At 38.4% G+C, this 14,941-nt stretch carries 13 protein-coding genes; 7 read left to right on the forward strand and 6 right to left on the reverse strand.

Features of this window, described 5'->3' with window-relative positions; all coding sequences use genetic code 11:
• Nucleotides 1–23: 23 nt before the first annotated feature.
• Nucleotides 24–1,700, reverse strand: a complete 1,677-nt coding sequence (locus IPJ16_10150; protein ID MBK7627533.1) for a hypothetical protein — start codon at nt 1,698–1,700, stop codon at nt 24–26.
• A 133-nt stretch (nt 1,701–1,833) separates the two neighbouring features.
• Between IPJ16_10150 and IPJ16_10155 the strand changes: the two genes are divergently transcribed.
• The gene (locus tag IPJ16_10155) at nt 1,834–4,731 is read left to right on the forward strand and encodes a PD-(D/E)XK nuclease family protein (protein MBK7627534.1); all 2,898 of its coding nucleotides are present in this window, start codon (nt 1,834–1,836) and stop codon (nt 4,729–4,731) included.
• Nucleotides 4,732–4,795: 64 nt separating this feature from the next.
• Nucleotides 4,796–6,544 carry a two pore domain potassium channel family protein gene (locus IPJ16_10160; protein ID MBK7627535.1) on the forward strand — a complete coding sequence of 583 codons (1,749 nt, stop codon included), beginning with the start codon at nt 4,796–4,798 and terminating at the stop codon, nt 6,542–6,544.
• 2 nt (nt 6,545–6,546) lie between these two features.
• Here IPJ16_10160 and IPJ16_10165 read toward each other — a convergent pair whose 3' ends face one another.
• Together IPJ16_10165 and IPJ16_10170 are read right to left on the reverse strand one after the other, a co-directional pair.
• On the reverse strand, nt 6,547–7,032 hold the full coding sequence (locus IPJ16_10165; protein ID MBK7627536.1) for a 6,7-dimethyl-8-ribityllumazine synthase: 486 nt from the start codon (nt 7,030–7,032) through the stop codon (nt 6,547–6,549).
• Between the two features lie 90 nt (nt 7,033–7,122).
• On the reverse strand, nt 7,123–7,809 hold the full coding sequence (locus tag IPJ16_10170; GenBank protein MBK7627537.1) for a tetratricopeptide repeat protein: 687 nt from the start codon (nt 7,807–7,809) through the stop codon (nt 7,123–7,125).
• Between the two features lie 154 nt (nt 7,810–7,963).
• On the opposite strand from IPJ16_10170, the gene IPJ16_10175 reads away from it, so the two are divergent.
• Together IPJ16_10175 and IPJ16_10180 are read left to right on the forward strand one after the other, a co-directional pair.
• Entirely contained in the window at nt 7,964–9,085 is a 1,122-nt protein-coding gene (locus tag IPJ16_10175) for a DNA replication/repair protein RecF (protein MBK7627538.1), read from the forward strand.
• A gap of 2 nt (nt 9,086–9,087) precedes the next feature.
• A complete protein-coding gene (locus tag IPJ16_10180) occupies nt 9,088–9,378 on the forward strand; it encodes a DUF721 domain-containing protein (GenBank protein MBK7627539.1) in 291 nt (96 codons plus the stop codon).
• A gap of 375 nt (nt 9,379–9,753) precedes the next feature.
• Here IPJ16_10180 and IPJ16_10185 read toward each other — a convergent pair whose 3' ends face one another.
• Together IPJ16_10185 and ndk are read right to left on the reverse strand one after the other, a co-directional pair.
• Entirely contained in the window at nt 9,754–11,505 is a 1,752-nt protein-coding gene (locus IPJ16_10185; protein ID MBK7627540.1) for a hypothetical protein, read from the reverse strand.
• A gap of 49 nt (nt 11,506–11,554) precedes the next feature.
• Nucleotides 11,555–11,977: a nucleoside-diphosphate kinase gene (gene ndk / locus IPJ16_10190; protein ID MBK7627541.1), complete on the reverse strand. Its 423-nt coding sequence runs from the start codon at nt 11,975–11,977 to the stop codon at nt 11,555–11,557.
• A gap of 82 nt (nt 11,978–12,059) precedes the next feature.
• Between ndk and IPJ16_10195 the strand changes: the two genes are divergently transcribed.
• From IPJ16_10195 to IPJ16_10205, 3 genes are read left to right on the forward strand one after another with little or no spacing between them, the layout of a single operon-like run.
• Entirely contained in the window at nt 12,060–13,079 is a 1,020-nt protein-coding gene (locus IPJ16_10195) for a bifunctional oligoribonuclease/PAP phosphatase NrnA (GenBank protein ID MBK7627542.1), read from the forward strand.
• A gap of 10 nt (nt 13,080–13,089) precedes the next feature.
• Complete coding sequence (locus IPJ16_10200; GenBank protein ID MBK7627543.1) at nt 13,090–13,608, forward strand: FKBP-type peptidyl-prolyl cis-trans isomerase; 519 nt, start codon at nt 13,090–13,092, stop codon at nt 13,606–13,608.
• Nucleotides 13,609–13,663: 55 nt separating this feature from the next.
• Nucleotides 13,664–14,161: an FKBP-type peptidyl-prolyl cis-trans isomerase gene (locus IPJ16_10205; GenBank protein ID MBK7627544.1), complete on the forward strand. Its 498-nt coding sequence runs from the start codon at nt 13,664–13,666 to the stop codon at nt 14,159–14,161.
• Nucleotides 14,162–14,163: 2 nt separating this feature from the next.
• Here the strand turns inward: IPJ16_10205 and IPJ16_10210 are convergent, their stop codons facing one another.
• Nucleotides 14,164–14,862 carry an SAM-dependent methyltransferase gene (locus tag IPJ16_10210; GenBank protein MBK7627545.1) on the reverse strand — a complete coding sequence of 233 codons (699 nt, stop codon included), beginning with the start codon at nt 14,860–14,862 and terminating at the stop codon, nt 14,164–14,166.
• Nucleotides 14,863–14,941: the final 79 nt, after the last annotated feature.

Genomic DNA, 14,941 nt, shown 5'->3' on the forward strand with positions numbered 1-14,941 from the left:
TGAAATATAGATATATGCATAGATTAGCCCCCCTTTAGGGGGGTTGGGGGGCAAATTCCTCCGCGGCTCTCTGCGGTAAAATCATTTACTATCAATTTAACTGTATTCCCTCCTTCGATATTTATCTGGAATCCATTCCTCAAATCTTCTCCTGAAACAAACATTTCAGTTTTACTGTTATCGGGTTTTATACTGTAGGTTTTTCCTTTTTCAACAGTAAAGTACTCCGGAAACTGATTGATTCTGGGCCAGTCGACTGGCAGATGCAGAAAATCAGAATGTCTTTTATTATCAAACATTATTCTGCCCTTCCAATCCTCGGCAGCATAAATTGTAATGTAAAGCAACCCGTTTTTCTGTTCTGCACCTATCTCTAGATCGCTTCTCCATGGCTGCAGATATGTTCCCTGAGTCTTCCACAGGCAATACATTATTGTTGTACGGGCAAAGTTACCGTCTCCATGCCAGCCCTCAATAATTCCTGAGGGTTGCTGCTTGTTCCACATCACTTTTATTTCGCTGTCGATCCATAATTTTGCCGATGCCACCGGTTCTCTGGTGTAAAGATTAAGTGCACCCTCTATTGCATCTGCATAGCCGTCCTGACTGGTGCCTTCCCATGCAAAATTTCTGTATTTTTCATTTAGAACACCCAGAGCTTCCAGCACAGGAGTTCTGTATTTTTCAATTTTGTCGAGAAGGTAAACAGTATAAAAACCGTTTAGTGTATAACCGAAGTTATCTGCTGTTGCCGCATCAACAGGTTTCCCATTAACCGGATCGACGGAATTATAGAAAAGGCCGTCCTTGTTCCTTCCGATTTCAAGGATGCGGTCAAGCATTTCATATAATGGTTTTTTATAAGTCTCTTTTTTTGCCTTATCTGAATAGGAAACAGCAGCATATAACTCACACAATCCCGATACAATTTCACAGCCATGATCTCTTAGTCGTAATACCTTGAAATTACGAGTAGGATGGTTGTTTCCTAAAAGATAATAATCGCCAAGTCTGACAGCAAGGTCAAGATATTTTTTCTCACCTGTGATCCAGTATAATCGTGAAAGAGACTGAAGCATATCTCCGTTTACCTCAGGATCGTCAGAAATAATATTCCCATAAGGAGTTCGCATTGGAGCATATTTCCAGCAATCATCTACAATAGAAATCATCCTTTCTGACCATTCACTTGGTCCCAACCATTCGAATAGAGGTATTAGTCCGTCCTTAACATACTCTGCCGAACCAAATATTATATCAGATATTACAGTATCATTATTTGCAAATCCTTTCTTTGAAAAGGAATAAGTATCGGGAAGTGAGCCTAGTCTCGACGTCAGTCTCTTTTCCGTTTTAAGCATCTCCGTCATGGTTCCTTCGTACAGATTTCTGTCGAGAAGTGCTGTTGTAAGTACCATAAATGGATAATTATCAGCAGCACAATCCTTTGCATTCCAAATGTCTTTACTGTTTTTGTCATTTATATTACGCGGAATCAGACCTGTTGCCGGGTCTCTGAGAGTTAGCCATCCATTTACAAATTTCAGGCTGCGGTTAAATCCTTCATTTACAAGTTTACCGTTTTGTATTGCCTGGTTAAAGATCTTCTCAGCGTCCTCTGTATTTGAACCTGCTGACTGAGCTAATCCGTTAAGTGTAAATGATACACTTAATATAAATAAAAAGTAAATAGATTTCATTTGAATATCTTTAGGTCTAAACAAATATAATCACTTTAGGGGTGTCCCGTAAGCTTCGTTTGATTAAATTTGAGATCATTTAAAACTCTTGACCGCAAGACTGCACGACCGCAAGACCGCAAGACAAATGTACATGGAATATTTTCTCGAAAGCATAGCCAAATCACTTCATTCAGAGTACGGAAACGCTCTTAACAGGCACTGTCTGGTCTTTCCGAACAGGAGGGCTGGTCTTTACTTTCTGAAATATCTTGCTGCAAGGATAGATAAGCCGGTATGGGCTCCGTCGATACTCACAATAAATGAGTTGTTCAGGTCATTTTCCTCTTTACAGGTTGCAGGTAATGAAACACTTCTGTTCGAACTTTATAAAATATACCGCAGAATAAGCAAGACGCCAGAAAGTTTCGATGAGTTTTATTTCTGGGGCGATATGCTGCTAAGCGATTTTGATGATGTTGACAAGTACCTGACAGATGCATCTGCATTATTCAGTAATGTGCAGGACATCAGGAATATTGATCAGCAATTTGGTGGATTAACCGGGGCTCAGGTAGAGATACTGAGAAGGTTCTGGGTAAACTTCGATCCTGAAAAGCCGACAAATGAAAAAACAGGTTTTATCAGCCTCTGGTCCATTTTATTAACTCTCTATACTGACTTCAGAGATGTTTTAAGGAGTCAGAACCTTGCTTATGAAGGAATGGTTTTCAGGGAGGTTGCAGAAAAATCTGGTGCAATTCTAAAAGATGTAACGACCTGGGATCTTGTACACTTCATTGGATTCAATGCTCTTAATGAATGTGAAAAAACAATAATGCTGAGTTTAAAGCGGGCTGGTAAAGCAAGATTTTACTGGGATTATGATAACTCCTTTATTAAAGAAGGCAACCACAATTCAGCAGGCTTCTTTTTACAGGAAAACCTTAAATTGTTTGGCAATGATATGCCTTCCGATTGGTCGTATGATACCATGCTGTCTGTATCGTCAATAAAAGTTAAACGTCGTGTAATTGAGGCATCATCAGATGTGGCGCAGGTGAAACTTATCTCCCAATTGCTCGCAGAATTGCCCGATCTAACATCGGGGAATGCCCACCATACAGCTGTTGTTCTGGCAGATGAGAATCTCCTTATGCCAGTACTCACAAGCCTGCCGGAGGATACAGGTGACATTAATATTACCATGGGTTATCCTCTTAAACAAACCCTGGTTTATACTCTTGTCAGACACCTGATGGAGCTTCAGAGAACTTCCCGCGTGACTGATGGTGTTATACGATTCAGTTACAAAGAAGTAATAAATGTACTCCGGCATTCGCTTATGAAAGGATTTCTTGATGAGTCGGATGAGATTATAGCAGAAGAAATTATAAAGAACAATCTGGTCTGGATACCGGCTTCAAGGTTCTCAGGTTCAGTAAATCTGTCAGGGATTTTCATCAAGCCTTCAACACCTTCATCGCTTGCTGAATATTTCAGAAATATCCTTTCACTTATTGCCCTTGATGAAACTTATCTTAAGGATCAGTCGGCGGATAATGCTGTTCAGAGAAGTATAAGGAATGAGTTTATTTACAGGATTGTAATATCAATCAACAGACTTGATCCTATCGTAAATAGCGGGGATGTAACTTTCACATCTGAAACTTATATCAGAATCCTAGACAGGATGCTTCGTATGCAGTCTGTTCCATTTTCCGGAGAACCATTGTCGGGTGTTCAGATTATGGGAATTCTGGAGACAAGAGCCCTGGATTTCAGGAATCTGATAATGCTTTCAGTCAATGATGGTGTGATGCCGGCGTTATCCTCAGCTTCCTCCTTTATCCCCTTTACTCTTCGCGAAGCCTTCGGACTTCCATCTGTCAACCATCAGGAGTCGGTTTATGCCTATCATTTCTACAGACTTCTTCAAAGAGCAGAAAATGTGACTTTTACATATAATTCTAACTCTGAAGGATTAAGAAGTGGTGAAATGAGCAGATTTATTCTTCAGATGAAATATGATGATCTGCTGAAACCTGATTTCTCTGATCTTAGCTTTGAAATCAAGACTCAAAGCCCGGTAAGTGAAGTCCTGAATAAAAGTGAGGAGCATAATAATATTCTTAGATCAAGGTATCTGGCTGAAAACAATGGCAGGGTTTTGTCTCCTTCAGCAATTAATACCTGGCTCTATTGCCGCATGAAATTTTATTACCAGTATGTCAATCTTTTAAAGGAACCAGATACGGTAGTAGCAGATATTGATCCGGCAATGCTCGGGAATATTTTGCATGACCTGATGAGGAGGCTCTATACTGAATACAAGGGAAGGGTGCTTTCTAAAGAGACTGTGCATACTATATTAAGTAACGAAGTCTTACTTCAGAATACAATTAATGAGTCGATCAGTGCGGAATTCAATAAGAGCAGCGAAGGCTTTATCAACGGAAATGAATTGATAGTGAGGGATGTATTATTAGTCTACCTGAAAAAAATCCTTAATACTGATGAGAAGCTGGCCCCAATTACTCTTATGAATCTTGAAGATTCTTTCAGTGTAAAAATTGATACAATTTCAGATGGAAAAGATATCGGTATAAGGACCGGCGGAAAAGTAGACAGAATTGATATGGTATCGGGTGTAACAAGAATAGTCGATTACAAAACCGGTACTGTGGCAGAGACAGTAAACTCAATAGCTGACCTGTTTGCCAATGACAGAAAGAAAGATTATGACGGATGGCTTCAGACTCTGTTATACTGTGAAGCCTGGTTTTCATCAAATAATTCAAAAACACTCTATCCTTCAATTTACAAAATAAAAAAATTGTCAGGTGGCGTTTTTTCAGATAAGCTGAAACTCAGGACAGAAAGTAAATCAGAGCTGATCGTTGATGATTATAGTCTTGTAAGGGAAGAGTTTTTATCGGAATTAAAGCGTATAATTTCTGAGATCTTCAGTATGGATGAACCTTTTATTATGACGACTGAAATAAGGGCAAAATGTTCATACTGTCCGTATCAGAAATTATGCATGAGGTAAATAATCAATGAGTCGCAGTTATCGTTTTTTTTATAATTTGGCTAATTCTTTATATGCTAAACAGATGGTTACAGGGTATTCCAGTTATACGATTGAAGTAAAAAATGTAAAGTTCATTGCGGATGATGGCCGTACCTGCCCGAGAACTGCAATAGTAACACTTCACGATGAAAAGGGTGAAGAGGTTGGAAATGAGTTGTTTGGTGCAGTTGATGTTAACCAGATTTATACTCTGATCAAGGAAGGCAAAGACGTTAATCTGGATAATTTTTATATTTCTGAGTTTTCCCTCTCATCTTACAGAAGGCATAACGGACTTGATAAAAAAGAACCGGTACTGATAAAGGGATTCTCTGCCAAGAATGCTTTTTTTGAAGCAAAGGTGAGTACAGATTTTTCCTTCTCTTCTTTTCCTGATGGTGAGATAAGTTTTGATGGCACCCATTTTGCGCGTGGTAAAGTACTCTTTAACGGATCTGCATTCGGCAAAGGGAATGTGATCTTTTCTAATACACTCTTCAGAGATGGAAATATTGAGTTTACAGGATCTGTTTTCGGGGAAGGCGATTTCTTGTTTAAAAACTCAATAATAAAAGATGGAGTAAAAGATTTTCAGGATATCCAGTTTGGTAACGGAGAGGTAAGCTTTGCAAATACCGAGTTTAACAGAGGGGAATTACTCTTCATAAACACACGTTTCAATAGCGGACGATTTAATTTTAAAGTGGCCAGGATAGCAGGAGGTAAGGTTGACTTTCATTATTCTGTTTTTGGCGATTGCGAGATAATGTTTGAACGTACCGAATTCGGTAACAGCAGAGTTGATTTCAGGACTGTTGACTTTGGTTCAGGTAGGATAAATTTTAACCGTTCGGTATTTGGTAACGGCGAAGTTGATTTTGAGGGAGCTTCGTGTAAATCAGGTAAGATCCAGTTCAAGAAAGCTGAGATGGGTTCAGGTCTTAAGAATTTCAACCTTATGGAGATGGAGGATACCGACATAAGTTTTGAAAGAACTGAATTTGGCGATGGCGATGTAACTTTTTATGAATCAAAATTTAATACCCTTTCACTAAAGTCCTGCCATCTTGATCATTATTTTGATCTCAGGCTTGCAAAAGCAAATCTTCTGGATATTACAGATACCATTGTAAGGGATATTATTGATCTTGAGCCATATGATTTCCCCGTTGAAGTTAAAACTCTTGATATGTCGGGTATGAGGCTTCTGGGAAAATTATACATTGACTGGAGGCATAATAAGTGTAAAGAAGCCATCATCGGACAGGAGGGAACTACACTGCGTCAAAAGGCTGACCAGTTCAGAATACTAAAGGAAAATTTCAGAAATACAGGAAAGTATGAAGATGAAGATGAGGCTTATATTATGTTTAAGCGTTATGAGGCAAGCTCCATACTTACAGAACAGAAGGAAAAGGGTGGAATTAAAAAGATAACCAGTTACATTCCTTACGGATTTCAGTGGTTTCTTTTTGACAAGATCGGTCTATATGCTACATCGCCTGGAAGAGTTCTTATCAGTGTGGTATTCTTCTGGATGTTTTTTGGATCAAGCTATTATGTTGCTGAACTGATCGGACTGGGAAAAACCGTTTCATCGGTAGGTAATCCTGATAATCTCACAGTATTTGTCCAATCATTCTATCATGCAGCGATTACCTTTTTCACTATTGGATATGGTGATACTTACCCAATGGGTTTTAGTCGCATTATTGCAAGTTTCGAAGGATTTATGGGCGTATTTATGATGTCCTACTTCACAGTTGCATTTGTCAGAAAAATACTCAGATAGAGTTATTCCATTTCACGCTGAAGTGCTGCCATCTTAATGGCTGTAACAGCTGCTTCATCACCTTTATTGCCGTGTTTACCTCCGGCTCTGTCTGCTGCCTGCTGCTGGTCATTAGTTGTGAGAACACCAAAAATAAAAGGGAGATTATACTCCATATTTAACTGAGTAATGCCCTGTGTTACTCCCTGGCAGATATAGTTAAAATGAGGTGTTTCACCCTGAATAACACATCCGAGACAGATTACCGCGTCGAGGTCGTCGTATTCAGCGAGAAACTGTGCACCGAGAGTAAGCTCAAAACTGCCGGGTACATGTTTGATAACAATATTATTATCTGTTGCACCATGTTTCTTCAGGGTACTGATGGTGCCATCGAGTAATGCCCAGGTTATTTCTCTGTTCCAGTCAGATACAACTACTCCAAACCTCATTTTTTTTGCGTCCGGGACACTTTCCGGATTATAAGCTGAAAGATTGGTGGTACTCATTATGATGTGGTTTAAAAATAAAACGCATCAGTCTCTGATAAATTGAGCCGGATGCGTTGTTTTATAATTGAAAGGTCGCTCTTTGAAAAACTACTTGATAAGAAGCTTTACCCTTGCAATGTACTTGTCGATTGTTGTACCTTCAGTGCTCTCCGGATACTCAGTCTCTATTCTTTCATATACTTTAAGTGCCTCTGAAAACTTTCCGCTTAATTCATATAATTCACCGGCTTTCAGAAGATAAACAGGTGTATTAAATGAATTCTTTGCAAAGTCAGCAGCTTCAAGATATTTAGCAATTCCCTTTTCTGTATCACCCAATTCAACATAAGCGTCACCTGTGGCACCAATAGCCAGCGATCCAATCACTTTATCCTTTTTAGAATATTTATTAAGATAGTCAATTGCTTCCTGATAATTTCCCAGATGCAGATTGCAAATGCCGGCACCATAGAGTGCAAGATTTCCTGAACTGGTAAATTTATAGTCTTTTGCTATATCGATAAATCCCAAATAGTTACCATCGCCATTAAGAGCAAGTTTCAGTGAGTCCATTTCAAGATAGCGTTCAGCCTGATACATCTGTGACTGAGCTTCTGAGTTCCTGTTATTAAGATACATCTTGCCTAGCCATACCAGACCTACAACTGCAACAATAACTCCCAATCCGATTATTAAAGTTTTATAATTCTCCTCAAGAAAATGTTCTGTCTTGCTCAGTGTCTGTTCAACGTTTGAAATAGTCTGTGGATTTTCGTCCTTTTTGTTCTTAGCCATACTGGTCTTTACTTATTTACTTCAAAAATTTCCACCGCAAAAGTAATTTTTTTCGGGTAATTCTGAAACAATTATTCTAAAAAATAGAAAATAAGGTGAATTGAGTGTTTCTTTTTAACTTTGCATTCAGAATGATAACTTATTTTCAGTTTGAATGTATTTAAAAAAGCTTTCCCTGACTAACTTCAAAAACTATGAGCTTAATGAGCTTGAGTTTTCTCCTAAAATAAACTGTTTCACAGGCAATAATGGAGTTGGCAAAACAAATATCCTTGATGCCATCCACTATCTGTCTCTTACAAAAAGTTTTTTTAATAATATTGACAGCATAAGTATCAGGCATGGTGAGGAATACTTCATAATTCAGGGAACATTCTCAAGAGACGGTGAAGATGATACGATTTACTGTGTATTTCAGCGACAGAAGCAGAAATTGCTTAAGCGTAACAACAAGGAGTACCAGAAACTTTCAGATCATGTCGGGAGATATCCTGTTGTTATGATTTCACCAGCCGACAGTGCTCTGATAACAGAAGGAAGTGAAGACCGCAGAAGGTTTATGAATAAGATCATCAGTCAGTATAATTCTGTTTATCTCGATTCAGTTCTAAGATACAGTAAAGCTCTTCAGCAGCGGAATAAGCTTCTTAAAGATTTCAGATCCTCCGGAAAGTTTGACATTGATGCGCTGGCTATATGGGACTCCCAACTGGTGAAATATGGTGAGTATATTTACACTGAACGGAAAATCCTTGTAAATGAACTTATTCCGGTATTCCAGGAATATTATTCGATGATCTCATCCGGAAGAGAGAAAGTGAGACTAAAATACAGGTCGCATCTTGACGATTGTGGTTTTCAGGAATCTCTTGATAACTCTTTGTCAAAAGACAGGTTTCTTGAGTATACAACCGTTGGAATTCATAAAGATGACCTTGTACTTGAGATGGATGATTTTCCTGTAAAATCTCTCGGGTCACAGGGTCAGCAGAAGTCCTACCTGGTTGCACTTAAACTTGCCAAATTTGATTATATTAAACGAAAAGCCGGTTTCTCACCGGTACTGTTACTTGATGACATTTTCGATAAATTTGATGCTGACAGGGTGGAGCAGATAATCAGGCTGGTGGGTAATCACCGGTTCGGGCAGATATTCATTACAGATACTCACCAGAACAGGCTCCAGGATATTCTCTCTTCACATAATGCTGATTATAAGCTTTTCAGAATAGCAGACCTGACTATTGAAGAAGTAGCTCATAACGGGCTGGCATAAAAATGAGAAGGAGTAAAACCATATCTCTTGCCGAGGCACTTAAGGATTATGTCAGAGAGATGAATCTCGAAGGCAAACTTAATGAAGTAGGAGTCATTAACTCCTGGGAAGAGGTAGTGGGAAAAGCAATAAGCTCCCGGACTTCAAAGATTTATATCAAAGATCACATCCTATATGTTCATCTGAACTCGTCCGTTGTGAGGAATGAACTATTAATGCTTCGTCAGGCAATCAAGGAGAAACTCAACGAAAATGCTGGATCTGAAGTAATTAAGGATATTGTTTTTAGATAATTATCTGACCTCCTGATCCTTGATACAAATTTGCAAACAGGTATTATGACACTCCTGCTGAAGGCCGGAGATCCCTCATCCATTCACTCGATATCCACTTGTTATTTAGATGTTTGCTGGGTGAATTGATTCGGGATGACAGGTTGTTTTGGTTCATAGGGAGGAAGGAAGAAACGGCGGTTTGCTCTTAAAAATATGAATTCTGAATTCCCCCGGGGCAAACCGCCGTTTCTTCCTTCCTCATACCTCTCACCAAAAATGGTGTCATCCTGAATTCATCCTTCCTGAAATTTCTCAATATCCCACAATTAGAAAAGGATGAATGAAGGATCTCCGGGGTTCAGCAGGAAATTATCATATATTTATTAGTCGCCCTTAATCTTTTATAATATACTCCCCCATTGAAATCAATATCGACTTTTTCAGGTTTTTATTCGAAACTAAATGAAAGCTTTTGCCAGCATAATTCAGAATGGCCTTATTGTTTCCAATATCAATTCTCACTTCTGCAGTATTATCATTATGTAATATGAAATCAGCCAGCAACAATGCTTTCTCAATACCATCGCCGCGTTTGAAATTCCAGACCTCATCAGGCAGGGCCAGTCGTTTGGAATCATAGATTGATTCATTAGGAAAGGTCTTCAGAATGTTGTATACTTCTTCTGTACTTTTCCCGTTCAGATCAATAAAGCATACCGGATTTCTTTCAATTGCTGCTTTTATAAACGGCAGCCAGTCTGTTCTGTCCATCTGTCTGTACACATACATAGCCAGAAGGGCCTGCTCAGATTTATCAGCAAGTTTATTTATGTGTGATATGATCTTATCCCTGGTGTCGTCAGTTGAAATATGCAAGGCTGTTGTGCTAATATATTCCTTGTTAAAAAGAGGAATCCTGGGATCGACAGAAATGAAGTTCTTAATTTCAACAAACATTTCATGAATTATAGATTCATATTCAGCACCTGCTGATTTAATAAATTCTTCTTCAATCTTTTTGAGAGTTTTCCCTGAACTGTTATCAAGGATATCCTCAAAATTGTTCAGCAGTATCTTTCCCTGAATGGGGCTGAGGTGAAACTCGTCACCCTCAATTTCTTTTACAAGAGCTGCTCTGGTTTCAGCGGATGCGTTGAATTTACTGTTGTGTTCATATTCAAACATTTTTTCAAGAGAAATGAATCTTTGTTTCCCTGAGCAGTCGCACATGTACTGGAAAAGAGATTTGTACCTTGATTTAAATCTCAGGAAATTAATAAAAATGAGATTTGTTAAATCAGTAACCAGAAACTCTTTTAGTTTAACGGAAAAGTGCTCATAGGCTTCCCTGTCTATAGTAGCCTCATTGTAAAGTGTATGTATATAACCAGAGATATGCGATACAATGGTTACCTTCTCATTCTCCATAGCTCTGCGGGCTTTTTCAGAAAGAGAGGTACCGTTAAACCACATGTTTTTAGTTACAATGCGTCTGTTGTTTGTTATGAGGCCATCTTTTTCAATAATAAAATTCTGTGAATGGAGCGGTGTGGCAATCAGAAAAATTTTCTCCAGGGGAATTCGTCCGACTACAAACATAGCTGCTGCATAAAGTGCAGATAATGAGACGCATTCTCCGGCACCAGTTGTGAAATTTTCCTTGTGCCTGAATGCTCCCATTGCCTCAATGGTTTCTGTTTTCCAGTAAGGGATTACGTCGGTATCAAATTTGTCAAGCCCAAAATGTTTTCTTATATCGATATCAAAGTAATACTTATCTCCTTCATAACCGAATAAGGCATTTGACTGTCTAAGCAACTCCACATCGAAAAAGTCGCTGAACCTTTCTATCTCATCTGTTTTGGTAGTAAGTCCCCATGTAGAAAGATCCAGGTTAAATACATAATTCTGGATAATATATTGCTTTATTCTGTTTGCTTTGTTTGTAAAGCTCTTCTTTTCAATATCCTTAAACCATGGGTCATCTCTCCATTTCCATAGTTCCGGAGACATTATATCTGCAAGAACAAGAGGATAAAACAGATCAGGAAATATGAATATCTCCATATCTGAAAGAGTATAAGCAGAAGAGTACTTTTCAAGAGTTTTTCTGTCGGAAAAGTCCTTTTTTAGAATTGAGTTCATAAATTGTTTTAAGTCTACAAGTCTAATAACACTTAATGGTTATTAAAGTTTAATAGAACCTCTCAATTCCGGAAAAGAAGAAGTTAGCTTCTATAATAGCGTTTTCATAACTGTCTGATCCGTGGACCGCATTCATCTGAACAGAAACTGCAAAAGTTTTACGAATCGTTCCCGGTTCTGCTTTGCTTGGATCAGTCGACCCTATGAGCTTTCGAAATGCTTCAACTGCATTCTCATGCCTTAAGATCATAACAACCACCGGCCCTGAGGTCATAAATTCAACTAAACCTTCATAAAAAGGTTTGCCCTTATGAACAGCATAAAATGATTCGGCCTGGGGAACTGTCATCTTAACCATACGCATGGCAGCAATCTCAAAACCGCCTTCATTGATCATTGCAAGGATAGGCCCGGTTTTTCCTGTTCTGACTGCGTTTGGCTTAATTATCGAAAATGTAAAGTCGCTATACATATCTTGCTTATTAGGTACTTAACTACAAAATTGGTCTTCAGGAATATTTTTTATCTTTAACAACTTAAAAACAGTAGCAAAAGTGATAGATTTATCCAAATATACAAAAGAATTATCGAAACTTTTCTCTTCGTCCGGGAATATACTCCTCATTTGTCATATAAATCCCGATGGCGATGCAATAGGTTCGCAACTCGCTTTATTTCATTATCTGAAATCAACTGGTAAGAAGGTCACAATGTTATCACCCAATCATCTGCAGGAGTTTTTAAAATGGATGGATGGAGTAGAGGAGATAAAAATCTTTATTAAGGAACAGCGAAAGTGCCGTAAGATTATTGCAGAAGCTGACCTGATAGTGATGCTCGATTTTAATCATCCGTCAAGACTTGGTGAAGCCCAGGAGGCAGTTCTGAAATCAAAAGCCAGGAAAGCTATTATAGATCATCATCTCGATCCGGCTGATTTTGTTGATCTAATAATTACGATGCCATCAAAATGTTCTACATCAGAATTGGTTCATGAGATTATTTGCGAATTGAATGAGGAACCTTTTATCAGCAAACCATATGCAGAATCTTTGTATGTCGGGATTGTGACTGATACTGGTAACTTTGAGCATGGAGCATATTCTCCGAGAACTTTCAGGATTGTTGCTGAACTACTTGAGGCGGGAATCGAAAAGGATAAGATACTGAACCTGATCTATAACAACTTTTCTGCCGATCGTCTTCGCCTGCAGGGCTATGCATTGAATAAGAGGATGATTGTTCTCCCTGAACTAAAAAGTGCCTATATTTTTCTTACTAAAGAGGATTTAAAGGAATATAATCATGTTAAAGGAGATACCGAAGGATTTGTGAATATGCCTTTGTCGATAAAAGGAATTCATTTTGCTGCTCTTTTCATCGAAAAGGATAACTTCATAAAACTCTCTTTCCGTTCAAAAGGTAAGTTTCCCTCGAACGAATTTGCCTCACTCTATTTTGCAGGCGGCGGGCACCTTAATGCTTCGGGTGGCGAATTTTTCGATACTCTTGACAATACAATAGCTCATTTTCTTACAGCTCTGAAAGAGAATTACTGGAGATTTGAGGAATAGCTAAAGTCCTATGCAAAAGATACTTATATTTTCATACTTCATCTTATTTATTCTTTCATCATGCCGGAATGCCTCTGAAAAGCCTGTTGTTGATAACAAACCCGGAACGGATGAAATGGCTGAACTAAACAGATATTTTGTACAAAAGGACAGGGAGAGGATTCAAAATTATGCAGAACGGAAAGGATTAAATTTAATAGAGTCACCAACAGGTCTGTGGTATCAGATTATCAAACAGGGTGATGGTACTGGCTATTCAGATAATGACAGGATTGTCTTTGAATATGAATGTTCACTGCTTGACGGAACCAAATGTTATTCATCACAAACACTTGGTCCTAAGGATATTGTATTGGGAAGAAGTAGTCTTGAACCAGGATTAAATGAAGGTTTAAGAATGCTTAAACCCGGCGGAGAGGCTATCTTTATTTTACCGCCTTTTCTTGCTTTTGGTTTGCCTGGTGATGGAAAAATGATTCCTTCCAGAGCTGTTATTGTCTATAATGTTAATATCTTGCAGCCCGAATAATTTTATTAAAAATAATGCGTTAAATAACAATCAGTAAATTTTTAAAATTCAGTTTATGATGAAGAAAAATAGTTTTATTTCACTCTTGATTATTTCAACAGTTCTGGCCTTTACTCTCATTTCTTGTGATCCATCCAAAAAATATATTGAACAGGAAGAAGATCAGATCCAGGATTATCTGAAAAGCAATCCTAATCTGTCATTTGAGCAGAAACCAAGCGGTTTATATTATGTTACTATTCAGCAGGGTACAGGTATAATACCTGTTAAACATGATACTGCTTATATTAAGTATACCGGCAGGTTTCTCAGCGGAAATATTTTCGATACAAATGTAGGCACCAACGATACACTTTCTGTTCCTGTCGATGAAGGCTGGATGATTCAGGGTTTTGATGAAGGTATTACATATATGAAAGTTGGCGAAAAAGCACAACTTCTGATTCCATCGAAACTGGCCTATGGGCCAACCGGTTATTACTTAATTGGTGGTTATACTCCGCTTCTTTTTGATCTTGAACTTGTTAAGGTAAAAAGAGGAACAGGTAAATAGGCCTACTGCATTACAAAAACTACCAGCCTGTCATTTATTGTTGGTAAATCTCTCTTCCATTCGGAGATTTTCATGGTTCTTATTGTCTCTGTGGGTAAAGTAATATCAACAGCAATGCAGAGCCTTGTATCATGCTGACAGGTTGTTACTATCGTTTCAAGCAGTTTCTGGTTTCTGTATGGTGTCTCCATGAAGATCTGGGCACACCCTTCACCTGCTTTTCTTTCAAGTTCTTTTAGCTTATTTGTCCTCTCAGCAGGTTTTACAGGAAGATATCCGTTGAAGGTGAAATTCTGTCCATTAAGTCCCGATGAGATAAGAGCAAGAATAATAGAGGAAGGTCCTGATAACGGGGTGACTACTAATTTATTTTTATGGGCCAGAGCTACTATCTTTGCACCGGGATCAGCAATGCCGGGCAGACCGGCTTCACTCATTAATCCGATATCGCTGCCTTTTATAACCGGGTCAAGATATTCAGTGATATCAGACTCGCCGGTATGTTCATTCAATTCGAAAAAGACAGTGTCATCAATAGGGAAGGTCTTATCAATAAGTCTTAGAAACCTTCTTGCACTTCTTATGTCTTCAACGATAAAGAATCTTAATCCTCTTGTAATACTAAGCACTTTTTCAGGAATGACTTTTAAAAAGTCTTCTCCTCCTAATGTTACAGGTATGAGGTAAATCCTGCCTTTCATGATAATTTCATTCTGCTTTCAAATATAGTAATTATAAAGCTCGCGATCATAACAACAAAAAATATCCTACCTGTTGCCT

It is taken from the genome of Bacteroidales bacterium (genome assembly GCA_016709865.1).
Classification (GTDB): Bacteria; Bacteroidota; Bacteroidia; order Bacteroidales; family VadinHA17; genus LD21.

What these genes read in the sequence shown, in the direction of transcription:
- IPJ16_10210 (MBK7627545.1), bottom strand. Translation starts at nt 14,862, where the DNA reads ATGAAAGGCAGGATTTACCTCATACCTGTAACATTAGGAGGAGAAGAC.
- IPJ16_10200 (MBK7627543.1), top strand. Translation starts at nt 13,090, where the DNA reads ATGCAAAAGATACTTATATTTTCATACTTCATCTTATTTATTCTTTCA.
- IPJ16_10150 (MBK7627533.1), bottom strand. Translation starts at nt 1,700, where the DNA reads ATGAAATCTATTTACTTTTTATTTATATTAAGTGTATCATTTACACTT.
- IPJ16_10165 (MBK7627536.1), bottom strand. Translation starts at nt 7,032, where the DNA reads ATGAGTACCACCAATCTTTCAGCTTATAATCCGGAAAGTGTCCCGGAC.
- IPJ16_10175 (MBK7627538.1), top strand. Translation starts at nt 7,964, where the DNA reads ATGTATTTAAAAAAGCTTTCCCTGACTAACTTCAAAAACTATGAGCTT.
- IPJ16_10180 (MBK7627539.1), top strand. Translation starts at nt 9,088, where the DNA reads ATGAGAAGGAGTAAAACCATATCTCTTGCCGAGGCACTTAAGGATTAT.
- ndk (MBK7627541.1), bottom strand. Translation starts at nt 11,977, where the DNA reads ATGTATAGCGACTTTACATTTTCGATAATTAAGCCAAACGCAGTCAGA.
- IPJ16_10205 (MBK7627544.1), top strand. Translation starts at nt 13,664, where the DNA reads ATGATGAAGAAAAATAGTTTTATTTCACTCTTGATTATTTCAACAGTT.
- IPJ16_10185 (MBK7627540.1), bottom strand. Translation starts at nt 11,505, where the DNA reads ATGAACTCAATTCTAAAAAAGGACTTTTCCGACAGAAAAACTCTTGAA.
- IPJ16_10170 (MBK7627537.1), bottom strand. Translation starts at nt 7,809, where the DNA reads ATGGCTAAGAACAAAAAGGACGAAAATCCACAGACTATTTCAAACGTT.
- IPJ16_10160 (MBK7627535.1), top strand. Translation starts at nt 4,796, where the DNA reads ATGGTTACAGGGTATTCCAGTTATACGATTGAAGTAAAAAATGTAAAG.
- IPJ16_10155 (MBK7627534.1), top strand. Translation starts at nt 1,834, where the DNA reads ATGGAATATTTTCTCGAAAGCATAGCCAAATCACTTCATTCAGAGTAC.